This window comes from Pseudomonas sp. So3.2b (genome assembly GCF_019464415.1).
GTDB lineage: Bacteria > Pseudomonadota > Gammaproteobacteria > Pseudomonadales > Pseudomonadaceae > Aquipseudomonas > Aquipseudomonas shahriarae.
The window spans coordinates 1782772-1808983 of record NZ_CP080494.1 but is presented as its reverse complement, the minus strand read 5'-3'; the positions used below and the strand labels follow the sequence as shown (position 1 = coordinate 1808983).

The window sequence follows — 26212 nt, the reverse complement described above, 5'->3', positions numbered from 1 at the left end:
AGCGTGGTTTAACGGGGCGCCTAAGATCAAGATCACAAGCAAAGCGAGGCGGCCTGACAGCCGACCTGATCGTCGAGGCGTGCGCGGACTCCTGTGGGAGCTGGCTTGCCTGCGATGCGGCGACCCGACAAGCCAGCTCCTACACAAGCCTGTTTCCACTTGAGGTCAGCGCAGCAATTTGCTGTCGAGCACCACCGAGGATTGGCCGATCACGCTTTCGGCCAACTGCACAAACTCCTTGGTGCTGAAGCTGTCCAGGCGCATCAGTGCCTGGGTCAGGTCGTCCAGGGAGCGTTTGTTGTGGGTTTTCAGGCGGATTTCACGATCCAGCTCCTGCAACACCACCACTGCCCGCGCCACTGTGGCGCCGTTGACGTGCTCACCGCGTAACGTCGTTACGCCCTTGCCGTCCTTGCTCAAGCGCGCCTGTATCGCCCCATAACGCTCATCGCTGATACCGCCTGCGCGACGCAGCAGTTCGATGGCGTAATACTCCGCAAGGCCCTCACTGATCCAGTCACTGCCCTGATGGTCATTGAACCGGCCAATGGCCTGCACCACTTCGCGGATCAGCGGGCTACTACCGTTTTCACTGACCAGCGGCGTACGGCTATTGAGGTACACCGAATCGCGCCCGGCGAACGCGCCGCGGCGCATCGGGTCACTGGCGCCCACCAGCAGCAGCTTGGCCGGATGCCGGGGAAACGCCGCTTGTACCTGGGGCCAGACAAATGTCAGCAAGGTCAGCACGTCCATGCGGCGCATGGCCTGGCCCTTGGGCGAGGACACGGTGATTTCGGTTTCGCCCAGGCGCACCCGGCGGCTGCCCAGGCTGCCGGCGACCATCCAGCCGGTGGGCCGGTCGAACAGCCGGGAGACATTGTCGATACGGAACTTATGCTTGCCGATCCGTGGCCAGGCGGTCTCGACGCTTTTCCAGCCCGGCGGCAGCTCGAAGTTCAGCCGGGACACCAACTCCACGCCGTCCTGCTGGTCCAGGCGAGCCGCCGGCACCAGATCCTCGCCGCGAAACAGCGCCCAACTGGGGGTCATGCGCGACTCGTAGATGCCGGCCTTGCGCGCATGGCTCAGGCGCACGCGGTAGGTCAGGCTGGCCTTGTCGGCACCCGGCTGCCACAGGCCGCGACTGGCCCCCGCGTCAGGCGTGACCTGCCACTGGCCATCAGCCTTGAAGTCGCTGTAGTCACCGTCGCGACCCAGGTCGAAGTTCAGGCTGCGCACAGCCGACCCCTGGGACAGGCTCAGGCGCACCTCGGCCTGATCGCTCTGGGGCAACAGTTTGACGTGATAATCGAGGTCGACCTTTTTCGCCGACCACGCCGACGCGCTCAACCCCAGCAACAGCAGGCTCGCCGCCAGCTTGGCTTGGACCGTCATACGCTCTCCTCAGCCTGCGCGGAAAATCAGGTAATCCTCCCAATCGTCCTCGGGCACGCTGCCTTCGCTGAGCATGCGGCCGGACTGGGAAATGCGTTCGTGGTGCACCGCATCGCGGTCACCGCAGACCAGGTGGTGCCAGAGCGGCAAATCCTTGCGCTCACTGACCAGGCGATAACCACAGGTCGGCGGCAGCCACTTGAACTGGTCGGCCTGGCCCGGGGTGAGCTGGATGCAATCGGGCACCGAGTCCCTACGGTTGGGGTAGTCGGTGCACTGGCAGGTTTTCAGGTCCAGCAGTTTGCAGGCGATACGCGTGTAATAGACGCTGTTGTCGTCTTCGTCTTCAAGCTTTTGCAGGCAGCACAGGCCACAGCCGTCGCACAGCGACTCCCACTCCTCCTGGTCGAGGTGCTCAAGGGTTTTGCGTATCCAGAAAGGTTCGACTTTAGCGGCCATGGCTCTACATCAGTATCGGTAGGTGAAAAGGTCGCCAGTCTAGTGCCCAAGCCCCCTGGGGCCAAGCGCTTACGACTGCCGGTAAGGCGAGACTTGTCAGACGTGCAGCGGCGACGTAGTTTTGAAGGCCGTTTTTTTCATCAGGATGCGCTTATGAGCTCTGAGCCACGCGTTGCCGATTATCCGATTCATCCGCAGTTCACCGACCGTTGGTCGCCGCGTGCGTTTACCGGCGAGAGCATTGCGGTGGAAACCCTGCTGAGCTTCTTCGAAGCCGCACGCTGGGCACCTTCGGCTTATAACTCGCAGCCCTGGCGCTTTTTGTACGCGCGGCGCGATACGCCGGATTGGCAACGGTATCTGGGCCTGCTGAACGAGTTCAACCGTGGCTGGGCACAACATGCGTCGGCATTGGTGATCGTGATCTCGAAAACCGACTTTGCGGTACCCGGCGCCAGTGAAGAAACCCCGGCACTGTGGCACACCTTTGACACCGGCTCGGCCTGGGGCCACCTGGCGCTGCAGGCCAGCCTCAGCGGCTGGCACACCCACGGCATGGCCGGTTTCGATCAGGAGCTGACCCGCAAGGAACTGAAAATCCCCGAGGGCTATGCGCTGCACGCGGCCGTCGCCGTGGGCAAGCTCGGTGACAAATCGACTCTGGCGGACTACCTGCAGGCCCGGGAGGCTCCCAGCCCGCGCCGGCCTTTGACCGAGTTGGTGGCTGAAGGGGATTTCAACCTTTAAGCACGGGATCCGCCTGTGGCCAGGGCAGTCGCCGCCCCCCCTGCCGTTAAACACCGGCAGGGGGCATCGCAAGTTGCTCAAGGGGCTTTAGCGACAAGGCTGGCAAACGCCCTGCGCAGTTCCTCCTTCTGTCGCTTATAAGCCGCCATCACCACCGGCACCATAAACTCCGCGCCCTGCGAATCCATATCCACCGGATAAATCTTCTGGTCTTTGGCCGAATACATAAAGTTCTTTAATTGCAGATCATTGTGATAGATATCCTTGGCTTCCATCTGCGCCAATACATCATCCATTAATGATCGCGCTTCTGGCGGCAAACTGTTTCTTTCAAACTTACTGAGATCCACGCCATCGACTTTGCCCATCTTTATATATTTACGACCGTCCTCGATGATCACACTTGCAAACCCCTCACCATAATATTTATTCAGCGATATCGCCTCCATGCTGACGTATTCAGCGGGAGGTTTGATTGAGGTAGGGCCAAGATCCTTGTAGACACTTTTCCCGTCGCGACTTGCGTAGATGACCCCCTCGCCGCCAAGTCCAATCACCTCCCCCAGATCGTCTGCCACCGATTGCGGAGCGGCGCCGGGCAAACGCAGGCGCTGCCACTGATCGCCCTGTACATGCTGGACCAGCAGCGGTGTCTGCCGACCTTTGTGATAGATCCGAGCCTGCACCACCCCATCCTCGGTACGGGTGACTTGGCGGACTTCATAGACCGCAGTCTTACCAGCGCTGTCGGTGTGGCGGATATGGGACAGGTGGCCATCAGCCGCGACGTAGACCCCCTGACTATTGCGCGAAAGCCCGGCAATGCTTGCGGGTGCAACGCTGTACTCGAGCAGCATCCGATTGCTCAGCTCACTGCCCGGCGCAATACGCGCCACGGCAAGCGTGCCGCCCATCGCCTTGGTTTCTGCGGTGAACCCTTCAAGGGGCCCGCCATAAGGCCGCATCTTGTCGGCGTCGAAGGCATACCATTTGCCGCCCTGGAGCACCGTACCGCCCTCGACACGCTGCCCTGCGACCCTGAACGTGCCCGTGGCCGCGGTGCCATAGTCCGTACTGACCGCTTTCAACAGGTCATAGCTGCCGGAAGCCCCCCTGAGCCGGTTAACCGCCTCAATCCCTTTGGAAACGCCTTTCCCGGCTAACCTGGCACCGCCGACCGCCAACTCGCCCCACCCGCCAAGGGGGTTCAATGCACTGATCGTGGCAGCCCCAATGATCTTTGCGCCCTGTAAAACCTTCGCCGCTGCGGATAACGCAGTCCCACCCAATCGGCCCAATTTCCCTGCGCTTGCAGCGCCGGCGCTGAGCAAGCCAAAGATATCCAGCGCAAGGTCAGTAGCCCCTTCGCCATAATTACCCTGCTGGAAATTGCCAATCGCCGAATAAAACGGAACAAGGCTCAACAGATACGCTTCAGCCACTGCTGCCCTGCCCCGCTGTTTGTCCAACGTGGTCTGCCCCCGTGCGTGTTCCTTTATGTCGGGATCATCGAGATCAAGGTGTTCAACAAATGCATCGGCGATGTACCGAGTGCGATCCGAAGCAAAGCTATCCAGTAACGCGTTGCTTACCGGAACGCTTTGTTTTTTCTGCTGCACTGCGTCATTGCGCGGTATGAACTCTCGGGTCTCGCGGACAAGATTGGCCTTTCTTGAAGTGCGCACATCCGCTCGCCAGAGGTCAGTCGATCGAATAACACCTTGGGCAAAGTTGATTTCGTATGCTGCAGGCTCACCCTCCCCTTCAATTTTCAACAGCAGTTCCTGCCCCTTGGGATGATCGGTTTTATCCGTAAATCCAAGGCCTAGCGTGTGGGACAGGTTTTGATAGAAGGTGATTTTTCCATATTCGAATTTCTTCCGATCCGCCAATGGAAGCTGTGCGATCAGGTGTTTGATGGCGACAGCGATCGCAGCCTTTTTACTCCGGATCGTGTCATTGAACTGCTGGTTGAATGCCTCGGTTATGCCAAATCGGTGATTGGCATTCAACTCGGCCAGGGGGATGCGGCTGTCCGCCGAATAGAACACCGCCGGCGACGGCAGGTCCATCATGGCGATATCCAACAGCGAATGATGGCCGACCAGTGTGGTTGCCGGTGTTCCGGGACCGCCACGGGGATGATGGGTGGTGTTGATCAACGGCTCTTCAACAAGCCCGCCCAGCTCGCCAAACCGTTGCTTGAGTACCTCCAGGGCCATCGCTTTGCGACTGGGAATGTCCTTATCCAAGGACTGGCTGGCAGTGATCATTTGCCGCTGGCGGGTGTTGAAGGTGGTTTGCAGCAGGTTCAGCTCTGCGTCGCTGTAGCGCTCATCCTCCTTGCGTTCGAGCAGGCCATTGACCACGCCCCAGTCCACCAGGGCCGCCCGCTGCGGGTCGCGGGTGAGGCCAGGATCAGCCGTGCCCGCACTTTCTGCCTGCTGCATGACCTGGGCGAAGGTCATGTTCGGCACTTTCCCCGGCGACTGGGCCTCGATGGTCGCCGCAGCAATTGCCAGGCAGACCCAGGCCGGGCTGCCATAGGTCACCCGGTCCGGGATGTCCTTGACCAGAAATTCAGGCGCCTTGCGGGCCAGCAACCCATAGGCGCCTACCCCGGCCATCTGCGGGCTGGTCTTGCCACTGCTGCTCAGGTGCCTGCTCAACCTGTCCACCACGAAGGAGGCAGGTTTACCCCAGTGCGCATCGCTGGCCAGGTCGAAACCCGCCACCTTGTTGCGATGAGGCGCGGCGATGGACTGCGGATCCAACTGCACCGCGATGGCGGCCAGCAGATAGTCGTTGACGCTGCGGTCGGTGGCTATCCCGCCCATTTGCTCTTGCAGATGCTTTCCCAGCCGCTGCCCTTCAGCGGAGCTCACCAGGGATTCCAGGGCGTTGACGGGGTTGCTCGGTACCGGTGTGGCAACGGGCTGGCGCTGGTTCAGAAAATCCAGCAGCCCCTGGCCTTGTGCGCCCTGCGGCTGCTCTGCGAGGTAGCTCTGGGCGAACGCACCCAGCCTGCGTTGCTCATCCGGGCTCATGGGCACCGGCCACGACAACCCTCCGCCAAAATCGCCAAGGGGATGCTCCAGGGCTCTTGCAGTGACTGCATCGGCGAGGCTGGTGAGATGAAAGTGGCTGAGGGGCAGGAACAGGCCCAGGTGCCTGATGACGCTCGCCAAAGTGGCGCTCTTGCCGTCTGCCAGGGGATAGGAGGAGCCGGCGTCTATGTCCAGGGGGGTATGCGCCAACGCGGCCTGCACTGCCTGGGGGGTGGCGTTTACCCCCAGCCGGGTGGCGACTTCGTAGAGCTTTTGCCCCAGTACCTTGAGGTTCTGCCTGTCGCCCAGTGCAGCCTCAAGGCCTGGCTTCTCCTCGACCAGGCTGATCCGGACCTCTTCGCCGCCAGCTGCCAGGTTGGATTCCGCCGGTGGGGGGCTGACGGGATCAGCCAACGATACGGGCAGCATGGCCCCCTGAGACGGTTGCGAAGCAACAGCGCGCGATTCAAGCATGGAGAGGCCTCCCTTCTTAAGGTCAGTGAGCCTCCCACGTTGCCGCCAGCGATAAAATCAGATGCGCGCTACTCGCGATGTGGGGTGTTTCAGTATCCCCGCTCGAAACTCACCTCGCCACGCAGCGAATCCTTGGCCTGGTACGCCCGCAGATTTTCGACAAACAGTGCCACCATGCGCCGCGGGCAGGTCGGCGCCGAGCTGTGGCCGGTCAGCAACAAGCCCCAGGCGGTCCAGAACGGATGGCGCTGTGGCAGTGGTTCCTGGCGACAAACGTCGATGACCGCGCCGGCCAGGTGCCCTTCTTTCAGAGCCTCGACCAGATCGGCATCCACCACCGCCACACCCCGGCCGACGTTGATAAACAGGCCGGTGGGTTTGAACTGCTTAAACAGCGCCGCATCGTACAGATCGTGGGTATTGGGGGTGTTGGGCAGCAGGTTGACCACATAGTCCACCTCGCCCACCAGACGGCCCAGTTGATCCGGCCCGGCTACCTCGATAAACGGGGCCTGCTCCCGGGCTTGGCTGGCAATGCCGTACAACTCCACACCAAAGGGCAGCAGGAATTGCGCCACGCTCTGGCCGATATCACCGGTGCCGACAATCAGCACCTTGCGCCCCGCCAGGCTCTGGCCCATGCGGTTGTCCCACTTGCGCTCGACCTGGCTGACCAGGCGCGCCAGCACCTCACGCTCGTGACCGAGCATGTAGGTGAGCACGTACTCGGCCATCACCTGGCCAAAAATGCCGACCGCGCGGGTCAGGCGATAATCCCGAGGCAAGCCATCGGCCAGCAGCGGCGTGATGCCAGCCCAGGTCGATTGCAGCCATTGCGGGTGATGGCCCTGGCGCAGCAGGGTTGCCAGCAGGTCCGGCTGGCCCAGCCATACCGGGCAATCGGCGGCATGGCGCGACAATTGGGCCGAGTCGCCACTGGTCAGGACTTCAAGATCCGGCGCCGCTTCGCGCAGCAGTCGGGCGTACAGCGGGTGGTCCTGTTCTGCTATCAGAACGCGCATGGTTCAAACCTTTCAAAAACAGTGCAGGCGGCCACCGACAGCAAACTGACTGCAGGGCTCGGGGCTCGCCAGGTCATTCGATTCAAACGTGTCCCGAGCGGGACACGGGTCGATCACATCGGGTCGTTACGGCGCAGCAGTTCTTCGGGCAAGTGCTCGATGTATTCATCATCCGGCGGTGGCATTTGCAGGTGGTAACCCTGCTTTTGCAGGTTGTCCAGGACCGCGACGATATCTTCCTGCTGCAGTTTGCGTTCCGGCGTCAGCACCAGGTTGAACGCGTGTACCGGCTTGCCGAACACGGTCAGCAGGCCCTCGGGCACGCGTTCCAGGGCATCGCTTTTGAGCACATAGAGGTACATGCCTGCGCGTTTCGGGCTGCGGTAGATGGAACAAATATGTTTCAAGGCTGTTCTCCGGCAGTGGCCAGGCTGTCGAGCAGCGCCTGGCCCATCAACTCGCGGCGCCAGCCACGCAGCGAGTCAGGCAATTGGTAAGGCCCATCGGGGTAGCCACTCTTGACCAGTGCCTCGAGGGTTTTCTTGCGCAGCATCAGCTCCGGGGCCATGTCCAGGCGTTCGGCGAAGGTCTGGCCAAGCGCGCGCAGTTGCTTGATCAGCACAGCGGCATCCACCGGCAACGGCTCAGGCACGGCCGGCGGCCATTGGTCCATCGGCACACTGGCGGCACGCTTGATCAGGCCCAGCAGGAATTCGCCGTCCTGGCGCACGGTACGCGGGTGCATGTCTTCGATTTTGCCCAAGGCCGCGAGGTTATCCGGCTGGGACTTGGCCAGGGGCCATAGCGAGTGTTCGCGGACGATGCGGTTGCGTGGCAGGTCGCGGGCACGGGCTTGCTGCTCGCGCCAGGCGCACAGTTCGCGCAGGACGGCGAGCTGGGCACGGGACAGTTTCCAGGCCAGCTTGGCGTCGCGGTACACCTCGTAAGGGTCGATTTCCCGGCGCAGGTTGGCCACCAGCTCGGCGCCGTCTTCCAGAACCCAGGCGTATTTTTCGTCCGACAGTCGCGGACGCAGCCGTGTATAGACTTCCGCCAGGTGCACCGCGTCTTCAGCGGCGTAACTGACCTGGGTCTCGGACAATGGCCGCTGCAGCCAGTCCGAACGGGTCTCGCCCTTGGGCAACTCGATGTCCAGCACCGCTTGCACCAGGCGCGAGTAGCCCATGGAGAAACCGAGGTTCAAGTAGGCGGCTGCCAGTTGGGTGTCGAACAATGGCACCGGCAGGCTGCCGGTCAGGCGCAGCAGCACTTCCAGGTCTTCACTGCAGGCATGCACCACCTTGATCACCGCCGGGTTTTCCAGCAAGGCGGCCAGGGGTTGCCAGTTATCAATGGTCAGGGGATCGATCAGATAAGCGCGTACACCATCCCCGATCTGGATCAACCCGGCGATGGGATAGAAGGTGTCGACCCGCATGAATTCGGTGTCGAGGGCGACGAATGGCAACTGCTGCCATTCGGCGCAATGCTGGCCGAGGCTATCGTTGTCGCAGATCCAGTGAATATCGATGGCCACACGGCTCTCCCTTGAAGAATGGCGCGCAGTATATATCGCCAGCGGGACTTTCGAGCACCCGCAGTGTGCCAGCCATCATGAAAACTCTGACAGGAGACGAAGAATAGCCCGACAGTTGAGGGTTATCCTCTTTTGCGCAGCACATAAACCCGCCACAGGGCCGAGCCGGGCATGAACTCTTGCTGGTTCAGCACCGTAAAGCCCGCCTGGCGAAACTCCGCTTCCACCTCCACACGATGGGACAACAAGGGTTGCCCTGTGCCCGGCGGGTGGAGCTGACGATGGCGGCTGTCGCTGTCCACCGCGACAATCACCGTGTCGCGGCTGACCCGGTGAAACTCGCGCAACAGCGTCAGTCGCGCCTCGACACTGGAGACGTGGCGAAACAGTTCCAGGCAAAAAATACAGTCCACCGCGTTGGCCGACAGGCCGATGGAAAATGCCGAACCCTGGAACGTCTTGATCCGCCGCAGAAAGGCCGCGCCATAGTGGCTCTGGGCATGATCAAGCATGGTCTGGGAAAAGTCCGAGGCCAGGATCACGCGATTGCTGTGCTCGGCCAGCACCGGCCAGAAGCGTCCCGCCCCACAGGCCAGGTCCAGCAACAGGCCGGGCTCCCCCGCGACTTTCAGAGCCTGGCGCACCAGGCGCTCGTCGCGCCATAACCACAGGCGCCGCAACAAGCCTGGCGGCCGTGGGTCAGCACAGACGCGAGCGTGGTCACGGTCACAGCGCGCGGCGAATTCAGCCTCGATGGACGATGGGGGTTGCGACGACATCACGGTACTCATGTAGATGAACCGGTCTCTACGGACACTGGACTTTCAGCTTAATCACCCCCGCGTGAAAAAAAGGTCGAAAGACTCAGGGTTCATCATCACGCCTGGTGCAGGTACCAGCGCCAGTCCTGCTCGCCCACCTCGCCCATGAACTGCCGGTACTCGGCCCGCTTGACCGCCAGGTACACGCCGAGAAATTCCTGGCCGAACGCTTCACGCGCCCAGGCCGAACCTTCCAAGGCACGCAAAGTGGTGAGCCAGTCGGTGGGCAGCAGCTCCTTGGCCTGGGCATAACCGTTGCCCGTCACCGGCGCGCCGGGATCGCGCTGCTCGCGAATGCCACGGTGGATCCCCGCAAGGATGGCCGCCGCCGCCAGGTACGGGTTGGCATCGGCGCCACAGATGCGGTGTTCGATATGCCGCGAAAACGCCGGCCCACCCGGCACCCGCAGGCTGACGGTGCGGTTGTCGACACCCCAGGTGGCCGCCAGCGGCGCATAACTGTTGCTCTGGAAACGCCGGTAAGAGTTGGCGTTGGGACAGAACAGCAGCAAGGAATCGAGCAAGGTGCTGAGCATCCCGCCGACCGCCTGGCGCAGCAGCGGCGTACCGTCGGCTGCCTCGCTGGCAAACAGATTGTTGCCATCGGCGTCCGCCAGGCTGACGTGCATGTGCATGCCGGTGCCGGCCAGGTCGTCGAACGGCTTGGCCATGAAACAGGCGGTCATCCCGTGTTTGTGGGCCACGCCCTTGACCAGGCGCTTGTAACGCACCGCCTCGTCCATCGCCTGCAACGCATCGCTGCGATGCTCGAGGGTGATCTCCACCTGGCCGGGGGCGTATTCGGAAATCGCCGTGCGCGCGGGAATGCCTTGCAGCTTGCAGGCGCTGTACAGGTCGGCCAGAAACGGCTCGATCTGCTCCAGCTCGCGCAGGCCGTAGACCTGGGTCGAGCGCGGGCGACCGCCGTCCATATCCCGCGCCGGTTGTGGGCGGCCGTTACTGTCGGGCTTCTGGTCCAGCAGGTAGAACTCCAGTTCCGCCGCCATCACCGGGTAATAACCATCGGCCTTGAGCCCGTCGATGACCTTGGCCAGCAGGTGCCGGGGGTCGGCCACGGTCGCCGGCAAGCCTTCCTCCGGGTGCATGCTGACCTGCACCGCCGCCGTGGGAATCAACCGCCACGGCATGCGCTGCAAACTACCGCTGATCGGGTAGGCGCGGCAGTCGATATCCCCCACCTCCCACACCAGGCCGGAGTTTTCCACGTCATCGCCATTGAGGGTCAGGCCCAGAATGGTACTGGGCAGCGGCCGGCCGGTGGCGTAGACCGCCAGCAGTTCATCACGGTGCAGCAACTTGCCGCGGGGCACGCCGTTGCTGTCGAGGATGAATAGCTCGAACATCTCGATATCGGGGTTTTGGTCAAGAAAGGATTGGGCTTCGTGCAGGCTGGCAAAGACGGTACTCATGGCAACTCTCTTACGTTTGCGTCAGGCAGGCGCGCGCGACGGCGCACCCGTGATAGGGGCAATCAGCGTAAGGGAGCGGTATCCGGCGGGCGGGCATGGCGGCAGTGCCACAGTGCCCAAAAAGCCAGTTCAGAAGGCAGTGCATCAACGCCCAGCCGACACACCGGGCGGCTGGGCGCGGTGGCGCCAGGCGAGGCCTCGGGGTGAGTGTCGGGGGAACCGTCCATGCAGGGATCACAGTGAAGAGATGAGCGCCAGCCTCACACGCTGGGTTACGCCCTTAAAGTCAGTCTTGGTGGAGTTCACTTTCAGGATGACTAAACATTCGCCACCCACTCACCACGTCGACAAACGCCCGGCATGCCGCGCTGCGATAAGCGCCCTTGCGACTGAGCAGGGCCACCGTGCGCTGCGGCAACGGCGGGCGCAGTTGCACCGCGTGCAAGCCCTGCTGGGCCATGGCCACCTCGCGGGGCAGGATCGTCGCCAGTTGGGTATGGCGAATAATTTCAATCACCGCACTGATCGAATTGGCCTGCATGGCAATCTGCGGCGTTATCTCCAGCGTCCGGCAGTAGTCATCAATGTAACGTCTCGTCGCAAATCCGCTGTTCAACAGCACTAGGGGTTGCTGCTTGAAGTCAGCCAGCTTGAGCCACTGTTTGCGCTTCAAGGTTGGATGACTGGCGCTGGCCACTAAGCTCAACTCCTCGACAAACACCCCTTGGCATTCGATGTCTGGCATGTGCTCGCCGCTGAAGCCAATGCCGATATCCAGCTGATCCTCGGTCAGCGCGCGCTCAAGACGGTCCTGGGGCATTTCCTCGACGCTGACGGTGATCCCCGGATACTGCCGATAAAACCGGGCCAGCAGCGGCCCGATCAGGTACGCGGTGAACGTCGGGGTCATGGCCAGGCGTAAATTGCCGCGGCTCAGGTCCTGCACGTCATGCATGGCCCGGGTGCCCGCCTGCAGATCCTGCAGCGCCAGGCGGGCAAACCGCACATAGGCCTGGCCCGCGTCGGTCAGGTTGACACTGCGCCCGGAACGATCCAGCAGCGGTGCCCCCAGGCTCTCTTCGAGTTGCTTGATCTGTTGCGACAATGTCGGCTGCGACACATGCAACGCTTCGGCAGCCCGCGTGAAGTTACGGTGCTCGGCGACGGCCAGCAGGTAGCGGATATGGCGTAGCAGCATGCAAAACACTCCAACTATAGGCATGACTTATAGAAACCATAATAAGCCGGTCTTGGACACTATAACCAAACACTTCCATCCTTGCCCCATCAGCGACGCAAGGAGAAACACCATGCAGCATCTCATCGACGGCTTGCGCAAGTTCCAGAGCGAAGCCTTCAGCCAGCGCAGTGACCTGTTCAAGCAACTGGCAACCACGCAACACCCCAGCACGCTGTTTATTTCCTGCTCCGACAGCCGTGTAGTCCCGGAGCTGTTGACCCAGCAGGAACCAGGCGATCTGTTTGTGATCCGCAATGCCGGCAATATCGTGCCGTCCTACGGCCCGGAGCCGGGCGGGGTCTCGGCCACGGTCGAATATGCGGTGGCCGTGCTGGGGGTCAGCGATATCGTGATTTGCGGCCATTCCGACTGCGGCGCCATGACGGCCATTTCCACCTGCAAATGCCTGGATCACTTGCCCGCCGTGGCCAACTGGCTACGCCATGCCGAGTCGGCCAAGGTGATCAACGCCGCACGTACCCATGCCTCGGATGCAGAGCGACTGAGCGCTCTGGTACGGGAAAACGTGGTCGCACAATTGGCCAACCTCAAGACTCATCCCAGCGTCGCCCTGGCGCTGGAACAGGGCCGGCTGAGTCTGCATGGCTGGGTCTACGATATCGAAAGCGGCTGCATCAACGCCCTGGATGGCCGCACCGCTCGCTTTGTATCCCTGCTGGACAATCCACAGACCCGCGCACACGCCGCCTGAACCTTATTTAACCGAAGAGGAAGTCATCATGCTGCAATCCCAATTGTCCCAAACCCCACGCCTGGCCCTGGCTGACACCGTGATTGATATCAAGGCCCGCAAAAACCTGTCCTGGCAGGACCTCAGCGACGGCACCGGCCTGAGCCTGGCGTTCGTCACCGCGGCCCTGCTCGGGCAACACCCGCTGCCCAAGGACGCAGCCGATGTGGTGTGCGCCAAACTGGGCCTGGACGCGGACGCCAGCCGTCTGCTGCAAAGCGTGCCTCTGCGCGGCAGCATCCCCGGTGGCATTCCGACGGACCCGACCGTGTACCGTTTCTATGAAATGCTGCAGGTCTATGGTTCAACCCTCAAAGCCCTGGTCCACGAGCAGTTTGGCGATGGCATCATCAGCGCCATCAACTTCAAGCTGGACATCAAGAAGGTCGAAGACCCGGACGGCGGCTCCCGCGCGGTCATTACCCTGGACGGAAAATACCTGCCGACCCAGCCGTTCTAATCCCCGGGCAACCGTCTACGCTCTTGGGACATTCACAAGAACGAGGGACGGGTAATGAAGGGAATGCTCCGCGCCACCTGGCTGCTACTGTTGCTGTGTTTCAGCCAGGCCCAGGCCGCAACCCCCAATGAACAGGACGCCCAGGCCGCCAAGGCGCTGCTGGAGAAGGCCCTGGCTTATTACCACGACAACGGTGACAAGGCCTTCGCCGCCTTCAGCCGCCAGGGCGAGTTTGTCGAAAAGGACCGCTATGTGTTCGTGGTCGATACCAAGGGCGTGCTGCTGGCCAGTGGCGGTCCGTCATCGGCGCTGATCGGGCGCGACGTGTCCGAAGTGCTCGGGCCGGACCTGCGCCAGTCGTTCAAGGCGGCGCTGAAGATCCCGGAAGGCAATGGCATCCAGCAGGCCGAGTACCGCTGGCAGAACTGGAACGACGGCAAGGTGGAGCGCAAACATGTGTTCTATCAGCGCATCGGCCAGCGCATCCTCGCCGTCGGCTATTACCTGCCCCGGGCCACGCCCGAACAGGCCAAGGCCCTGCGGGACAAGGCGGTCAGGGAACTGGAGAAAAACGAAGCCGGCGCGTTGAAAGCCATCAATGCGCTGCAAGGCGGCTTTTTGCAGGACGACCTGTATGTGTTTGTGGTCGACCTGGATACCGGGCGCTATGTGGCCCACGGCACCAACCTGCGCCTGATCAATACCGACTTCGCCAAGGTCAAGGACCCGGACGGCAAGCCCGTGGGCGAGCCGATCCTGCAACTGATGAAGGAGCAGGATCAGGGGGAATATCAATACCGCTGGAAAAACCCGGTGACCGGCAAGGTGGAAAACAAGCATGCCTATCTGCGTAAGAGCGGGCATTTTCTGGTGGCGGTGGGTTACTACAGCCCGTAAGCGGGCTACGCGCACAGCTGCATTGCATGTAGGAGCCGGCTTGCCGGCGCCTACGCTATCGCGCCTTGTCTTCGCGCCCCCGCAACAGGTGGTTTGGCATCGCAATCGCCGCCGCCAACCCCAGCAACGACACCGCCGCACTGACCATCAGTAAATGCCGGAAGGTGCTCAGCAACTCCCTCCGCAACGCATCCTGCGCTGGGCCAGGCGCCGCGTTGAGGCCATCGAGCAACACATTGCCGGAGCTGCCTTCGGCCATCATCGAACCACTGGCCAGATGGGCAAAACTCGAATCCTGCAACAACGCCAACAGCAAGGCCGACATGCACGCCACCCCAACCGCGCCACCCAGTGAGCGGAACAGGTTGGTGGTGCTGGTGGCGACGCCAATGTCGTGTTGCGCCACCGAGTTTTGCGTGCCCACCAGGGAAGTCGGGAACTGCATGCCCGAGGCAATGCCGCTGAGCACCATGAACAGGCTGCTGAGCATCAGCGACTGGGGTGCGCTGAAGGCCATGCCGAGGATCGCAATCGGCGTGAGCAGCGCCCCGCCAAGGATCATCGGTTTATAGCGACCGGTCACCGAGGTCATGCGCCCGGCAAAGAACGCGCCCATCGGCAAGCCTATGGCCAGCGGCAGCAGATGCAAGGCGGCGCTGTCGGCACCGGCACCGGTGACGCTCTGGTAACGCAGGGGCATCAGCACGATCAGCGAGATGGCCTGGAAGCTGGTGAAGAAAATCGTGCACCAGCACAACACCGCGCTGCGGTTGGCGAACAGGTGCATGGGCAACAGGGGCTCCCGCGCCCGGCGCTCATGCCAGACAAATACGCTCAGCGCCACCAAGGCACACGCCAGCAGGCCCAGCACCTGATCATCACGCCAATGATGGCCCTGGCCGATTTCGGTGATGCCCAGCAACAACGCCGTCAAGCCAATGATCATCAGCAGCGTGCCGAGGTAATCAATAACCGGCTTGCGCTGCGGCACCGGCAGCCCTACCAGGGTGCGATGGGCCACCCACCAGGCGCCCGCGCCCAATGGCAGGTTGATCAAAAACACCCAGCGCCACGACAGGTACTCGGTCATATAGCCGCCCAACACCGGCCCGGCCACGCTGGCGACCGCGTACATGCTGCTGAAGTAACCCTGGTAACGCCCACGCTCACGGGGCGGGATAATGTCGCCGATGATCGCCTGGCTCACGGAAATCATCCCGCCTGCGCCAATGCCCTGGAGGATGCGCGCCAGCACCAGCTGTTCCATGCTTTGCGCCATGCCACAAAACAGCGAGGCGACGGTAAACAGGCCCATGCCGATCAGCATCATCGGCCGCCGCCCATACAGGTCGCCGAGCTTGCCGTAGATCGGCACGGCCACAGTCATCGCCACCATATAGCCGGAGATGACCCAGGCCAGCAGGTTGACGTCGTTGAACTGCGCAGAAATGGCCGGCATCGACACGGCGACGATGGTCTGGTCCAGCGCGCCGAGGAAAATCGCCAGCATCAGGGCGGCGAGGATACTGCGTACAGAAGGAGTGGGCGGGGTCACGACAGAACCTGTAGGCAAGGCCCACGGGAAAAGAGCCCCGTGGCAATGCCCGATAGCTTACTCGATAGCCGGCTACTCGATAGCCTCGTAAGGAAGTCCGACGTAATTTTCTGCAATGGTTTTGCGCCCCGCCTGCGACTCGACAAAGTACTCCAGCTCGCTCTGGGCAATACGTTGGCTGAAGCCATCCGCCTCGGGAAACTGGTGCAGCATCGAGGTCATCCACCAGGAAAACCGTTCAGCCTTCCAGATGCGCCGCAGGCAGATCTGTGAATATTTCTCCAGCAACTCCACGCGCCCTTCCCGGTACACCTTGCGCAAGATGCTGAACAAGGTGCTGACATCGCTGGCCGCCAGGTTCAGGCCCTTGGCGCCGGTGGGTGGCACGATATGGGCGGCGTCCCCCAGCAGGAACAGGCGCCCGTACTGCATCGGCTCCACCACGAAACTGCGCAGCGGGGCGATGCTCTTTTCGATCGACGGCCCGGTCACCAATTGCGCGGCCAACTCATCGGGCAGGCGCGCCTTGAGTTCATCCCAGAAGCGCTGGTCGGACCATGCCTCAAGCGACTCCTCGGCCGGCACCTGCAGGTAATAACGGCTGCGGCTGGGCGAACGCATGCTGCACAGGGCAAAGCCGCGTGGGTGCTTGGCGTAGACCAGTTCGGCGTGGACCGGCGGGGTGTCGGCAAGGATACCCAGCCAGCCGAACGGGTAGACCCGCTCGAAGGTCTGGAGCACATCGGCGGGGATCGACTGGCGTGCCACGCCGTGGAAGCCATCGCAGCCAGCGATGTAGTCGCAGTCCAGGCGCACGTGTTGGCCCTGGTGCTCGAAGGTCAGCCAGGGCCGTTCGCCCTTGAGGTCGTGGGGCTGAACATTGCGCGCTTCATACAGGGTGATCGCACCGGCTTGCTCGCGGGCCGCCATCAGGTCGCGGGTGACTTCGGTCTGGCCGTAGATCATCACGGTCTTGCCGCCGGTCAGGGATTTCAGGTCGATATGTTGCAAGCGCCCGTTCAGCGCCAGCTCGAAGCCTGCATGTACCAGGCCCTCGGCGTCCATTCGCTGGCTGACCCCGGCCTGGCGCAACAGGTCGACCATGCCCTGCTCCAGCACACCGGCGCGAATACGTCCGAGGACATAGTCGGGGGCCTGGCGCTCAAGAATCAGGGTTTCAATCCCCGCATTGTGCAGCAACTGGCCGAGCAGCAGCCCCGAAGGGCCGGCGCCGATAATGGCGACTTGGGTTTTCAGGGTTTTCATTATTTTTATGGCCCGCCTGCTTCCCCCGAACGTATTCAGTGAAAGCGTTGTCATTGGTTTTGGTGCTGGCATTTTTCCCTTGAGTGAGCCCCATAAGAAGGTGAAAACTGAGCCAAAGCCTGCGCTTTTCGCCAATTGGGGCGATTACCGAACCACTGTCCTGAGTATCGGATTGAAACCATGACCAAAAATGCCAGTCCCGCCGTTCCAGTGTTCAAACTCTATGGGGAAAGCCAACAGTGGCCGACCCCGGATTTGTTGCACTGTGAAACCATCTCCCGGCGCAGCCGTGAGTACCAGTGGGAGATCCAGCCCCACCGACATGCGGACCTGTGCCAGTTGCTCTACGTGTACAAAGGCCAGGCGCAGTTGGAGATCGAGGGCCAGCGCACGACGCTGACGGAATCGACCCTGCAAGTGCTGCCGCCGTTATGCGTGCATGGGTTTCGGTTTGCCGAGGATGTGCAAGGGTTTGTGGTGACGCTGGCTGCGCCGCTGGTGGCGCATCTGCAAGGCCAACTGGGCTCGGCGGTAGATGGCTTGAGCGCCCTGGGCAGTTATCCGGCGGGCCAGGACAGTGACTACCTCAATAGCCTGTTTGCCCGGTTGCAGGATGAATACAACGACAACTTCCCGGCCCGGGACATGATGATGCACGCCCTGGTCAGCGTGCTGCTGGTGTGGATCAGCCGCCAGGCCATCCAGCGCTGCCATACCCGGGTGCCACGCAGCCTTGAGTATTTTCGGCGCTTCACCCAGTTGGTGGAGCAGCACTACCGCGAACACCCGAAGATCGAAGACCTGGCGCACAAGCTGGGGATCTCGGTGTCGCACCTCAACGGCACCTGCCGCGAACTGGGCGGGCAGCCGGCCTTGCAGATCATGCACGACCGCCAATTGCTGGAGGCCAAGCGCCTGCTGACCTACACCAGCATGACCATCAATGAAATGTCCGACGTACTGGGGTTCTCTGATCCGACGAACTTTTCTCGACTGTTTCGCCGGCGCGTCGGGTTTTCACCCAAGGTGTTTCGCGAACAGTTGAATGCAGAGTGATCGTCCGCCCACATTCTGTAGGCCGATTTACTGTGGTGAGAAGGTTTATTGTGCTGAGGGGGCTTGTTGTGGCGAGGGGGCTTGCCCCCGTTGGGGCGCGAAGCGGCCCTGAAATGGGACTGCTGCGCAGTCCAACGGGAGCAAGCTCCCTCGCCACAAGAGCCATAGAAGCCCCTGGAGCTCCATTGCCTCCACAGCCCTCCGGCTTAGCGCAACGCGCTCAGGGTCGCCGAGTAGGTACATTGTCCGTGGTTGCAGGTTGCGGCCATGCCGGGTTGCATGCGGGCCTGTTCGGCGCGGTAGACGGCGGTGCCATAGAGGGCCGTGGCCAGGGCGCAGAGGGTAAAAATCATCAGGTACTTTCTGGTTTTGATCGTCATGGCGGTGACCTCCGGACAAATCAAGAAGGTGCTGTGGTAAGCATAGGTCAGCCAGGGCGAGTTGCCAGTATTGAGGGGTATTCAGGCGCCTTATCGCACGTCCAGCCCTGCATCCCATTGCGGCTGCGGCGGGAACCTCAACACCAGGAAATCCAGAAGGCTGCGCAACGCCTGGGGCATGTGCTTGCGCGAGGCATACACCGCGTACATGTTCATCTGCCGTGGCTCGGCATGGGGCAGCAGGCGGATCAACTGGCCGCTGCGGATGTAGTCGCCGGCCTGGTAGGTCGGCAGCATCGCCACCCCCGCCCCGGCCAGGGTCACGCGTAGCAAGGTGCTGGCTTCATTGGCGCTGATGTTGCCGTGCACCGGCACCGACACCGGCTCGCCATCTTCCTCGAAATGCCACAGGCTTTTGCCGAAGTAGGAATGGGTCAGGCAATTGTGCCCCGCCAGCTCTTCTACCCGCTGCGGTTGCGGATGTTCCAGCAGATAGGCCGGCGACGCGCAGATCACCGAGCGGCATACCGTCAGGTGCCGCGCAATCAGGTTGGGGTCCAGGTCGTTGCTGGTGCGAATCGCCAGGTCGATGCGCTCATCCACCAGGTTCACCGTGCGGTCGAGCATTTGCAGATCAATGGTCACCTGCGGGTAGCGCTTGACGTACTCGGCCATCGCCTCCGCCAGTTGCGCCTGGCCAAACGAGGTGCTGACACTCAGGCGCACCAGGCCACGAGGGGTGTCGTCCGGTTCGCTGACGGCGGCCTGCATGTCGCAGGACAATTCCAGCATCTGCCGGCAACGCGGCAGGGTTTCGCTGCCGGCGGCGGTCAGGCTGAGCTTGCGCGTGGTGCGGTGCATCAGGCGCGCGCCCACCCAGTCCTCCAGCTCTGCCAGGTAGCGCGACACGACTGGGCGCGACAGGTCCAGATGATCGGCGGCCGCAGACTGGCTGCCCAAGTCGACCACCGTGACAAACACGCGCATTGCTTGAAGACGATCCATGATTTGCCCGGTTTTAGAAACAAACTATGTTCCAGCATCGCATTTTTTGCTGCGTTAAGTGCAACTAAGCTCTGTCCATCGCCTGCCAAGGCACCTCTGACCTGGACCTGAACATGCTCACCACCCTCAAGCGCTTTGTATTGGCCACCACCGTACTCGGCTTTGCCGCTCACGCAGCTGCCGCCGACCTTACTCTCGACGTGTATAACCCCGGTGAATCGGCGATCTTCCCCGTCAGCTCGGTGCTGGTCAGCGGCGAGAAAGACGCGATCCTGGTAGACGCGCAGTTCGGCAAGGGCCAGGCCGAGCAACTGGTGCAGAAGATCCGCGCCAGTGGCAAACAGCTGACCACCATCTATATCAGCCATGGCGACCCGGATTACTACTTCGGCCTCGACACCCTGGCCAGCGCTTTCCCACAGGCCAAGATCCTTGCACCGCAGCCGGTGGTCGACCATATCAAGGCCACCGTTGCCGGAAAAGTCGCCTACTGGGGCCCGAAAATGGGTGCCGACAAACCCGCCAAGACCATCATTCCTCAGGTCCTCGAAGGCCATAGCCTGACGCTCGAAGGGCAACCGCTGGAAGTCATCGGCCTGGACGGCCCGCAGCCGGATCGCAGTTTCGTCTGGATCCCATCAATCAAGGCCGTGATCGGCGGCGTGGTGGTCTCGGACAATATCCACTTGTGGATGGCCGACACCCAGGGTGCGCAATCCCATGCCGATTGGCTGGGCACCCTGCAACGTATCGAAAAACTCAAGCCGGTCACCGTGGTGCCGGGCCACTACCTGGGCACGCCTTCGGTCAAATCCGTCGCCTTCACGGCCGACTACATCAAGGCTTTCGATGTAGAAACCGCCAAGGCCAAGGATTCCGCCGCCCTGATCGCAGCCATGAAAAAACGCTACCCGAAGCTGGCCGATGAAAGCTCCCTGGAGCTGAGTGCCAAAGTCGCCAAGGGCGAAATGCAGTGGTGAATTGACCCAACCCTTACCGCACTGGAGAACGTCATGAGCAAGATCGCAATCATTGGTGCCACCGGCCGTGCCGGTAGCCAACTGCTGGAAGAAGCCCTGCGTCGCGGCCATACGGTCACGGCCATCGCACGCAACACTGGAGCTATCGCTGCGCGCCCGGGCTTGACCGTCAAACAGGCCGACGCCCTGGACGCTGCAGCCCTGCAACAGGCCATCAGCGGCAGCGACGTGGTGATCAGCGCTGCGCACTTCGCCACCCTGCCTGCGCCTGCGGTGATCGGGCCGGTAAAACAGGCGGGCGTGAAGCGTCTGCTGGTGGTGGGTGGCGCGGGCTCGCTGCTGTTGCCGGACGGCGGGCGGGTCATCGACAGCCAAGGTTTCCCTGCCGAATACAAGGCCGAGGCCAGTGCTGGCGTGGCATTCCTCGACACCTTGCGTCAGGAAAAGGGCCTGGACTGGACCTTCCTTTCGCCCTCGGCAGAGTTTGTCGAGACCGAGCGCACCGGCACCTTCCGCCTGGGCCAGGACGACCTGTTGGTGAGCAGCGCAGGCCGTAGTTGGATCAGCTTTGCCGACTTCGCCATTGCCCTGATTGACGAAGTGGAAACACCGAAGCATTCGCGCCAACGCTTTACCGTGGGTTACTGACACACCCTGCCGACGAAATCGCCCTGGCTTGTGTGGGAACTGTCTTACCCGGTTCCCACACAAGCCGGTGCCGGTTTTTTCAATAGTCCCTGCGACTTTCTGATTTGCCCACTGCCCTGCGCAGCCGCCTAATAGCAGCCTTGTCCATTCAAGGCCCGCCCATGGAAAACGTCCACGCCAAACCCACCACCGCTCTCTGGCTGATGATCAGTGTTGTGCTGGTGGCCCTCAACCTGCGCCCGTCCATGGCAGCAGTCGGTCCTTTGTTATCGTCGATCCGTGGCGATATGCCGCTGAATTTCAGCACCGCGTCGTTGTTGACCATGCTGCCGGTGATGGCGATGGGCTTGGCGATGTTCTTCGGCATGGGCCTGGGCAAACGCTTTGGCGAACATCGCAGCATCGTGCTGTCGCTGGTAGTGATTGGCCTCGCCACGCTGTCACGGCTATTTCTCGACTCCGCCGCCGAATTGATCCTCAGCGCCATCGCCGCCGGCGTGGGCATTGCGCTGATCCAGGCGTTGATGCCGGCGCTGATCAAGTCGCGCTTTCGTGACAATGTTTCACTGTTCATGGGCCTGTACGTCACCGCGATCATGGGCGGCGCGGCATTGGCGGCGTCATTCTCGCCGTTTATCCAGGTGCAGACCGGCAGTTGGCGGATCGGCCTGGCCATCTGGGCGGTGCTCGCCGTGCTGGCGCTGCTGTTCTGGTATGCCCAGCACGCGGCATTGCCTCCCCTGCCCCACGCCGCTACCGGTGCGCAGGCGTCGTTTTGGGGTAATCGCCGCGCGTGGTTGCTGGCGATATTCTTCGGCCTCGGGACCGCTTCCTACACCTGCGTGCTGGCATGGCTGGCGCCGTACTACGTCGAGCAGGGCTGGAGCGAACAGAGTGCCGGTTTGCTGCTGGGTTTCCTGACCGCCATGGAGGTAGTCTCCGGGCTGATCACCCCGGCCATCGCCAACCGGCGCCAGGACAAGCGCGCTGTGGTGGCCGTGTTGCTGGTGCTGATCATCGCCGGCTTCTGTGGCCTGATCCTCTCCCCACAGCACCTCACCCTCCTGTGGCCATGCCTGCTGGGCCTGGGCATTGGCGGGCTGTTCCCAATGAGCCTGATCCTGTCCCTGGACCACCTGGACAACCCGCGCCGTGCGGGTGGCCTGACAGCCTTCGTGCAGGGTATCGGCTACCTGATTGCTGGCGTGTCGCCACTGATCGCTGGGGTGATTCGCGACCAACTGGGCAGTTTCGAATGGGCCTGGTGGTCGCTCACGGCGGTGGTGGGGGTGATGCTGCTGATGGTCCTGCGCTTCGACCCGCGCCACTACGCACGGCATATTCGCTAGGGCGTCGTGTTCCAAACAGTATCTGTCCCACAACAGACATAGAAAGGTCCGACAGACCTTTCTATTGGCACGAGCGTTCCGTTAACATTTTGCCTTGTTTGCGCTGCGGTCGCGCAACAGGCTCACGGACGGAACGAATGCTAAACAGCAACTTGCTTAGAAAGCTCGATATGCAGGACCTGATGGTGTTTGTCGCTGTGTATGAGCAAAGCAGCGTCACCGATGTGTCCGAAACCCTGTTTGTCAGCCAGTCCACGGTCAGTTACAGCCTGAAGAAACTGCGCACCAGCTTCGAAGACGATCTGTTTATCAACACCCGTGCGGGCATGCGCCCGACCTACAAAGCCAGCAGCATGTACGGGCATGTGCAGAAAATCCTCGAAAGCATCAACCTCTGCCACGCGGGCGCCCAGACGTTCGACCCCACGCAAAAAGCCGTCACCTTCAACCTTTGCGCGCCCGAATACTTCGAGCAACTGATCCTGCCCAGGTTGCTGAAACACTTCGATCACGCCGACCTGCCAGTGATCGTCAATGTGCAGAAGCTGGAAACCGAGATTCCCGTCGAGGCCCTGCGCGACGGGCGCCTGGACCTGGTGATTTGCTTCGGCCCGCACTTTCACCGTGAGCACAAGGATCTCAGGACGCAGATGCTGCTGGAGGACGACCTGGTCTGCGTCTTCGATAAACGCGCCGCCCCGCGCGAGCCGGCGTTCAGCCTGCAGTCGTTTGTGGCCCGCCGCCATGTATTCCCGACACCCTGGACCTCGGACACCAACATGATCGACGGCTGGCTCGCCCGCCAGGCCCACAAGCGCCAGGTTATCGCCCGGGCCAACAGCTACAGCGCGGCGTTGAAGATGATTGCCGGCACCGACTTTATCGTCACCCTGCCCCGGCGTGTGCAACAGCTACTGGCCCTGGAGCCGCAGTTCGGCCACTGCGAAGCCCCCAACGGCCTGCCAGGGTTCACTCTGGATATGCAGTGGAACGACGTCAGCGAGCAGGAAACTGCCAACGCGTGGTTTCGCGAGCAGGTGGTCAAGGCAGTGGCAAGCGTCAAGCAGGATGCGGCAAGAGAAGCGCAGAGATGACGTGCCGCTTAGCGCTCTCAGCCCCCCATAAATGCTTCCAGCCGCGAGCGCATCCAGCGTTCGGCGGGGTCACTGTCAACGTGGCTGAGCCAGACCATGGACAAGTCCAGGGTCGGCGTATCGAACGGGAACGGCTCACAAAACAGATTGCCCGCTGCGGCCATGGCCTGGGCCGTGTAATCCGGCAGGCTGGCGATCATATCGGTGCCGGCCAGCAGTGCCGGCAAGGAACTGTATTGCGGCACAGATAACACCACATGCCGCTTGCGACCGATCTCCGCCAGCCACTCATCGGCAAACCCTGCGACGTTGGCGGTGTGGGACACCAGCACATGGGGTCGTGAGCAATATTCATCGAGGGTCAACGGCTGATCCGAGGCATCTGCGCGTAGCACGCTGGGGCGGATATGGCGCAACAACTTGCGCTTGGCATTGGCCGGCAGGCCACGGGTCTGGGTGATGCCGACGGTGATATCGCCAGAGGCCAGCAAGTCCGGGATCCGCCAGTAATCGACATGCTGCACCACAAACACCACCTGCGGCGCTTCGGTGCGCAGGGCCCGCAACAGCGGCGGCAACAGGCCGAACTCGACGTCATCGGACAGGCCGATGCGAAAGGTCATGGTACTGACAGACGGATCGAAATCATGGGTAAGGCTCAACGCCGCCGACAGCGAGTCCAGGGCCGGCGACAGATGCAAGATAAGCTCCTCGGCCCGCGCCGTGGGCTCCATACGATGGCCGACACGGATAAACAGCGGGTCGTTGAACAACGTGCGCAAGCGGTTGAGGGCCGAACTGACCGTGGGTTGGCCGAGAAACAGCTTCTCTGCCACACGCGTTACGTTGCGCTCGAGCATCAGCGTTTCAAAGACCACCATCAGGTTGATGTCGGCCTTGCGTAATTCATTGCGATTCATGGCAAACGCCCTACAGCCCAAGACTGCCGGCAGTTTAGGAACACTGCAGGGCCTGCGTCTATGCGTCGACTATCCAACCCACGTGTTTGAGACTATAAATCAGCTTCCATGACAACCGAGAACATCCCCGTGCTGGTCATTCTTGCCCTGGCCATCCTTATGGCCGGGCTGTGTATCTGGAGTATCAGACTCATCGCCCACCCAACCGCCAGGACGCTGCTGCGGGTGTTTGTCGGGCTGTGCCTGGCCGCCATCGTTGCGTATCTGGTCCTGGCGTCGGGGTTTCCCACGGCGCTGCTGGTATAGGCAGATTGACGAGCCCGGCGCCTCGCCCTCTAATTAGCCACTTTCTTCAAGCAAGGAGCGCTTAGCCATGAAATTCGCCTACACCATCGTCTACGTCCCGGACGTGGCCGCGTCACTGCAGTTTTTCGAAAAGGCCTTTGGCTTCAGCCGACGCTTCCTGCATGAATCAGGGACCTATGGCGAGTTGGAAACCGGGGGCACTACGTTGTCCTTCGCCGCCCATGAGCTGGGGGAGATGAACTTCAAGGGTGGGCACGTCGCCGCCCATACCTCGAAGCAACCGCTGGGCATGGAGCTGGGGTTTGTAACCGAAGACGTACCGGCGGCCCACGCCAAAGCGCTGGCCGCAGGTGCCAGCGAACTCTCGGCACCGAGCAGCAAGCCCTGGGGCCAGGTAGTGTCTTACGTGCGCTGCCCGGATGGCACGCTGGTAGAGCTGTGTACGCCGATAGCCGGATGAAAGCGCTGGGGGCGCTCTCATCGTCGGACGTCAGGGCTTAAGCGGGCGCTCCTGGTCGCGCTCGGACAATTCCGTCCCATCATCCGGGTGCTTCCAGGTCTGCGGTTTCTCTTCTTCGTGAAGCCGCCGAGCCCGCTCCTGCGCCGAGTCGTCGCGTGGCTTGGGTTCGTTATTCATACCCACCTCCCATCCATAAGAATTGGTCTTATGACCCAGCATAGAACTGGAGATAGCCATGGACAGCTTTTCTGATGGATGGTGGCAAGCCAAGCCTTTTCGTGAGAAATGGACAGCCTCAGGTAAGACAGCGCATTCCCCCATAACCTATGGAAACAACCACCGGCCTTATTCAGAAGGGTCGCCTCTCAGCTTCCTCGCTCTTTATTGGATTGGGAGAGCACAGAGGCGGCAAGCGCTCTCGTCTGCTCGCTGTACTGATCGCTCTGAAGCGTCTTTCCAGCTTTCTCCTCCATCTGCGCACTGGTCTGCTTATCCGTACCACTCTGAGCCAACGCCGAGGCAGCCAAGCTTCTGGCGATAGCTGAGGCGTTTGGATTATTCAGGGTTTCGGCTGCTAACGTGGCCATCTTGTCGGAGGTCTTTTTCGTGTTTTTACTCATCAGGCATTCCTTTGCAGTGTTGGGATGGGAGAACTATCTCGCACACGGCAAACGATATTGACTTACAGAGGGGCGCGCAACGCAGGCGCTGTGCGTAACGTTTTGGAAGCCTGCATGAAAGGTGGGAGTGTTGAGTAGTACGGGGAGTGAATCGTAGGAGGCGGTATTTTCAGCAAGTTTCGGAAACGAAAAAGCCCCGTAGTTTTTCAACTACGGGGCTTTTTCTGTGTAATGGCGGAGAGATAGGGATTCGAACCCCCTCTTTCGTCGTCATAGGCCGCTCAAGGCCA

Annotated in this window: 27 protein-coding genes; 11 read left to right on the top strand and 16 right to left on the bottom strand. The window is 61.6% G+C overall.

The window, feature by feature from the left end; translation table 11 throughout:
- Nucleotides 1-165: 165 nt before the first annotated feature.
- Nucleotides 166-1398 (bottom strand): hypothetical protein, encoded by a 1233-nt coding sequence (locus K1X80_RS08160; protein WP_220172817.1) that lies wholly within the window; start codon nucleotides 1396-1398, stop codon nucleotides 166-168.
- A 9-nt stretch (nucleotides 1399-1407) separates the two neighbouring features.
- Nucleotides 1408-1857: a YcgN family cysteine cluster protein gene (locus K1X80_RS08155; RefSeq protein WP_029292333.1), complete on the bottom strand. Its 450-nt coding sequence runs from the start codon at nucleotides 1855-1857 to the stop codon at nucleotides 1408-1410.
- 153 nt (nucleotides 1858-2010) lie between these two features.
- Between K1X80_RS08155 and K1X80_RS08150 the strand changes: the two genes are divergently transcribed.
- The gene (locus K1X80_RS08150; RefSeq protein ID WP_120732150.1) at nucleotides 2011-2604 is read left to right on the top strand and encodes a nitroreductase family protein; all 594 of its coding nucleotides are present in this window, start codon (nucleotides 2011-2013) and stop codon (nucleotides 2602-2604) included.
- 77 nt (nucleotides 2605-2681) lie between these two features.
- On the opposite strand, the gene K1X80_RS08145 is transcribed toward K1X80_RS08150, so the two are convergent.
- The 7 genes from K1X80_RS08145 to cynR form a co-directional block, all read right to left on the bottom strand.
- Complete coding sequence (locus K1X80_RS08145; protein ID WP_220172816.1) at nucleotides 2682-6125, bottom strand: hypothetical protein; 3444 nt, start codon at nucleotides 6123-6125, stop codon at nucleotides 2682-2684.
- An 89-nt stretch (nucleotides 6126-6214) separates the two neighbouring features.
- Nucleotides 6215-7147: a D-2-hydroxyacid dehydrogenase gene (locus tag K1X80_RS08140; protein ID WP_057441285.1), complete on the bottom strand. Its 933-nt coding sequence runs from the start codon at nucleotides 7145-7147 to the stop codon at nucleotides 6215-6217.
- Between the two features lie 113 nt (nucleotides 7148-7260).
- Entirely contained in the window at nucleotides 7261-7554 is a 294-nt protein-coding gene (locus tag K1X80_RS08135; protein ID WP_057441287.1) for a YcgL domain-containing protein, read from the bottom strand.
- Nucleotides 7551-8684, bottom strand: a complete 1134-nt coding sequence (gene rnd / locus K1X80_RS08130) for a ribonuclease D (RefSeq protein ID WP_057958805.1) — start codon at nucleotides 8682-8684, stop codon at nucleotides 7551-7553. The genes K1X80_RS08135 and rnd overlap by 4 nt, the downstream gene beginning before the upstream one ends.
- 122 nt (nucleotides 8685-8806) lie before the next feature.
- Nucleotides 8807-9463: a class I SAM-dependent methyltransferase gene (locus K1X80_RS08125; RefSeq protein ID WP_057958804.1), complete on the bottom strand. Its 657-nt coding sequence runs from the start codon at nucleotides 9461-9463 to the stop codon at nucleotides 8807-8809.
- Between the two features lie 98 nt (nucleotides 9464-9561).
- Nucleotides 9562-10935: a glutamine synthetase family protein gene (locus K1X80_RS08120; protein WP_057958803.1), complete on the bottom strand. Its 1374-nt coding sequence runs from the start codon at nucleotides 10933-10935 to the stop codon at nucleotides 9562-9564.
- 286 nt (nucleotides 10936-11221) lie between these two features.
- Entirely contained in the window at nucleotides 11222-12133 is a 912-nt protein-coding gene (gene cynR / locus K1X80_RS08115) for a transcriptional regulator CynR (protein WP_115127610.1), read from the bottom strand.
- A 112-nt stretch (nucleotides 12134-12245) separates the two neighbouring features.
- Here cynR and K1X80_RS08110 point away from each other — a divergent pair, with 112 nt between their 5' ends.
- The 3 genes from K1X80_RS08110 to K1X80_RS08100 are packed head-to-tail and all read left to right on the top strand — an operon-like array spanning nucleotide 12246 to nucleotide 14283.
- Nucleotides 12246-12887: a carbonic anhydrase gene (locus tag K1X80_RS08110; RefSeq protein ID WP_057958801.1), complete on the top strand. Its 642-nt coding sequence runs from the start codon at nucleotides 12246-12248 to the stop codon at nucleotides 12885-12887.
- 28 nt (nucleotides 12888-12915) lie between these two features.
- Nucleotides 12916-13386 (top strand): cyanase, encoded by a 471-nt coding sequence (gene cynS, locus K1X80_RS08105; protein ID WP_057958800.1) that lies wholly within the window; start codon nucleotides 12916-12918, stop codon nucleotides 13384-13386.
- A gap of 54 nt (nucleotides 13387-13440) precedes the next feature.
- Nucleotides 13441-14283, top strand: coding sequence for a cache domain-containing protein (locus tag K1X80_RS08100; protein WP_198830777.1), 843 nt, complete (start codon nucleotides 13441-13443; stop codon nucleotides 14281-14283).
- Nucleotides 14284-14338: 55 nt separating this feature from the next.
- Here K1X80_RS08100 and K1X80_RS08095 read toward each other — a convergent pair whose 3' ends face one another.
- Both K1X80_RS08095 and pobA read right to left on the bottom strand, forming a co-directional pair.
- The gene (locus K1X80_RS08095) at nucleotides 14339-15793 is read right to left on the bottom strand and encodes an MDR family MFS transporter (RefSeq protein WP_258571564.1); all 1455 of its coding nucleotides are present in this window, start codon (nucleotides 15791-15793) and stop codon (nucleotides 14339-14341) included.
- A 117-nt stretch (nucleotides 15794-15910) separates the two neighbouring features.
- On the bottom strand, nucleotides 15911-17095 hold the full coding sequence (pobA, locus tag K1X80_RS08090; protein WP_169989441.1) for a 4-hydroxybenzoate 3-monooxygenase: 1185 nt from the start codon (nucleotides 17093-17095) through the stop codon (nucleotides 15911-15913).
- Nucleotides 17096-17284: 189 nt separating this feature from the next.
- Here pobA and K1X80_RS08085 point away from each other — a divergent pair, with 189 nt between their 5' ends.
- Nucleotides 17285-18160 (top strand): helix-turn-helix domain-containing protein, encoded by an 876-nt coding sequence (locus K1X80_RS08085; protein ID WP_115127604.1) that lies wholly within the window; start codon nucleotides 17285-17287, stop codon nucleotides 18158-18160.
- Between the two features lie 206 nt (nucleotides 18161-18366).
- Here the strand turns inward: K1X80_RS08085 and K1X80_RS08080 are convergent, their stop codons facing one another.
- Complete coding sequence (locus K1X80_RS08080) at nucleotides 18367-18540, bottom strand: hypothetical protein (RefSeq protein WP_164844855.1); 174 nt, start codon at nucleotides 18538-18540, stop codon at nucleotides 18367-18369.
- Nucleotides 18541-18630: 90 nt separating this feature from the next.
- Nucleotides 18631-19545, bottom strand: a complete 915-nt coding sequence (locus K1X80_RS08075; protein ID WP_057441299.1) for a LysR family transcriptional regulator — start codon at nucleotides 19543-19545, stop codon at nucleotides 18631-18633.
- A 113-nt stretch (nucleotides 19546-19658) separates the two neighbouring features.
- On the opposite strand from K1X80_RS08075, the gene K1X80_RS08070 reads away from it, so the two are divergent.
- From K1X80_RS08070 to K1X80_RS08055, 4 genes are all read left to right on the top strand, one after another.
- On the top strand, nucleotides 19659-20525 hold the full coding sequence (locus K1X80_RS08070; protein ID WP_115127602.1) for an MBL fold metallo-hydrolase: 867 nt from the start codon (nucleotides 19659-19661) through the stop codon (nucleotides 20523-20525).
- A gap of 33 nt (nucleotides 20526-20558) precedes the next feature.
- Nucleotides 20559-21173, top strand: coding sequence for an NAD(P)-dependent oxidoreductase (locus K1X80_RS08065; protein ID WP_128593600.1), 615 nt, complete (start codon nucleotides 20559-20561; stop codon nucleotides 21171-21173).
- Nucleotides 21174-21334: 161 nt separating this feature from the next.
- Nucleotides 21335-22522 (top strand): cyanate transporter, encoded by a 1188-nt coding sequence (locus K1X80_RS08060; RefSeq protein ID WP_057958793.1) that lies wholly within the window; start codon nucleotides 21335-21337, stop codon nucleotides 22520-22522.
- A 137-nt stretch (nucleotides 22523-22659) separates the two neighbouring features.
- Complete coding sequence (locus K1X80_RS08055) at nucleotides 22660-23616, top strand: LysR family transcriptional regulator (RefSeq protein WP_057441306.1); 957 nt, start codon at nucleotides 22660-22662, stop codon at nucleotides 23614-23616.
- 17 nt (nucleotides 23617-23633) lie between these two features.
- Here the strand turns inward: K1X80_RS08055 and K1X80_RS08050 are convergent, their stop codons facing one another.
- Nucleotides 23634-24536: a LysR family transcriptional regulator gene (locus K1X80_RS08050; RefSeq protein ID WP_057958792.1), complete on the bottom strand. Its 903-nt coding sequence runs from the start codon at nucleotides 24534-24536 to the stop codon at nucleotides 23634-23636.
- A 108-nt stretch (nucleotides 24537-24644) separates the two neighbouring features.
- On the opposite strand from K1X80_RS08050, the gene K1X80_RS08045 reads away from it, so the two are divergent.
- Together K1X80_RS08045 and K1X80_RS08040 are read left to right on the top strand one after the other, a co-directional pair.
- Nucleotides 24645-24842 (top strand): hypothetical protein, encoded by a 198-nt coding sequence (locus tag K1X80_RS08045; RefSeq protein ID WP_057441308.1) that lies wholly within the window; start codon nucleotides 24645-24647, stop codon nucleotides 24840-24842.
- 67 nt (nucleotides 24843-24909) lie between these two features.
- Nucleotides 24910-25302: a VOC family protein gene (locus tag K1X80_RS08040; RefSeq protein WP_057441310.1), complete on the top strand. Its 393-nt coding sequence runs from the start codon at nucleotides 24910-24912 to the stop codon at nucleotides 25300-25302.
- 30 nt (nucleotides 25303-25332) lie between these two features.
- Here K1X80_RS08040 and K1X80_RS08035 read toward each other — a convergent pair whose 3' ends face one another.
- Nucleotides 25333-25479, bottom strand: coding sequence for a hypothetical protein (locus K1X80_RS08035; RefSeq protein WP_162947713.1), 147 nt, complete (start codon nucleotides 25477-25479; stop codon nucleotides 25333-25335).
- 188 nt (nucleotides 25480-25667) lie between these two features.
- Nucleotides 25668-25922 carry a hypothetical protein gene (locus K1X80_RS08030; protein WP_169989322.1) on the bottom strand — a complete coding sequence of 85 codons (255 nt, stop codon included), beginning with the start codon at nucleotides 25920-25922 and terminating at the stop codon, nucleotides 25668-25670.
- Between the last annotated feature and the right edge of the window lie 290 nt (nucleotides 25923-26212).

Coding starts and splice junctions, on each gene's coding strand:
- K1X80_RS08160 (WP_220172817.1), bottom strand. CDS start 1,398: ATGACGGTCCAAGCCAAGCTGGCGGCGAGCCTGCTGTTGCTGGGGTTG.
- K1X80_RS08155 (WP_029292333.1), bottom strand. CDS start 1,857: ATGGCCGCTAAAGTCGAACCTTTCTGGATACGCAAAACCCTTGAGCAC.
- K1X80_RS08150 (WP_120732150.1), top strand. CDS start 2,011: ATGAGCTCTGAGCCACGCGTTGCCGATTATCCGATTCATCCGCAGTTC.
- K1X80_RS08145 (WP_220172816.1), bottom strand. CDS start 6,125: ATGCTTGAATCGCGCGCTGTTGCTTCGCAACCGTCTCAGGGGGCCATG.
- K1X80_RS08140 (WP_057441285.1), bottom strand. CDS start 7,147: ATGCGCGTTCTGATAGCAGAACAGGACCACCCGCTGTACGCCCGACTG.
- K1X80_RS08125 (WP_057958804.1), bottom strand. CDS start 9,463: ATGTCGTCGCAACCCCCATCGTCCATCGAGGCTGAATTCGCCGCGCGC.
- K1X80_RS08120 (WP_057958803.1), bottom strand. CDS start 10,935: ATGAGTACCGTCTTTGCCAGCCTGCACGAAGCCCAATCCTTTCTTGAC.
- cynR (WP_115127610.1), bottom strand. CDS start 12,133: ATGCTGCTACGCCATATCCGCTACCTGCTGGCCGTCGCCGAGCACCGT.
- K1X80_RS08110 (WP_057958801.1), top strand. CDS start 12,246: ATGCAGCATCTCATCGACGGCTTGCGCAAGTTCCAGAGCGAAGCCTTC.
- cynS (WP_057958800.1), top strand. CDS start 12,916: ATGCTGCAATCCCAATTGTCCCAAACCCCACGCCTGGCCCTGGCTGAC.
- K1X80_RS08100 (WP_198830777.1), top strand. CDS start 13,441: ATGAAGGGAATGCTCCGCGCCACCTGGCTGCTACTGTTGCTGTGTTTC.
- K1X80_RS08095 (WP_258571564.1), bottom strand. CDS start 15,793: ATGCTGGCGATTTTCCTCGGCGCGCTGGACCAGACCATCGTCGCCGTG.
- K1X80_RS08085 (WP_115127604.1), top strand. CDS start 17,285: ATGACCAAAAATGCCAGTCCCGCCGTTCCAGTGTTCAAACTCTATGGG.
- K1X80_RS08080 (WP_164844855.1), bottom strand. CDS start 18,540: ATGACGATCAAAACCAGAAAGTACCTGATGATTTTTACCCTCTGCGCC.
- K1X80_RS08075 (WP_057441299.1), bottom strand. CDS start 19,545: ATGGATCGTCTTCAAGCAATGCGCGTGTTTGTCACGGTGGTCGACTTG.
- K1X80_RS08070 (WP_115127602.1), top strand. CDS start 19,659: ATGCTCACCACCCTCAAGCGCTTTGTATTGGCCACCACCGTACTCGGC.
- K1X80_RS08065 (WP_128593600.1), top strand. CDS start 20,559: ATGAGCAAGATCGCAATCATTGGTGCCACCGGCCGTGCCGGTAGCCAA.
- K1X80_RS08060 (WP_057958793.1), top strand. CDS start 21,335: ATGGAAAACGTCCACGCCAAACCCACCACCGCTCTCTGGCTGATGATC.
- K1X80_RS08055 (WP_057441306.1), top strand. CDS start 22,660: ATGCTAAACAGCAACTTGCTTAGAAAGCTCGATATGCAGGACCTGATG.
- K1X80_RS08050 (WP_057958792.1), bottom strand. CDS start 24,536: ATGAATCGCAATGAATTACGCAAGGCCGACATCAACCTGATGGTGGTC.
- K1X80_RS08045 (WP_057441308.1), top strand. CDS start 24,645: ATGACAACCGAGAACATCCCCGTGCTGGTCATTCTTGCCCTGGCCATC.
- K1X80_RS08040 (WP_057441310.1), top strand. CDS start 24,910: ATGAAATTCGCCTACACCATCGTCTACGTCCCGGACGTGGCCGCGTCA.
- K1X80_RS08035 (WP_162947713.1), bottom strand. CDS start 25,479: ATGAATAACGAACCCAAGCCACGCGACGACTCGGCGCAGGAGCGGGCT.
- K1X80_RS08030 (WP_169989322.1), bottom strand. CDS start 25,922: ATGAGTAAAAACACGAAAAAGACCTCCGACAAGATGGCCACGTTAGCA.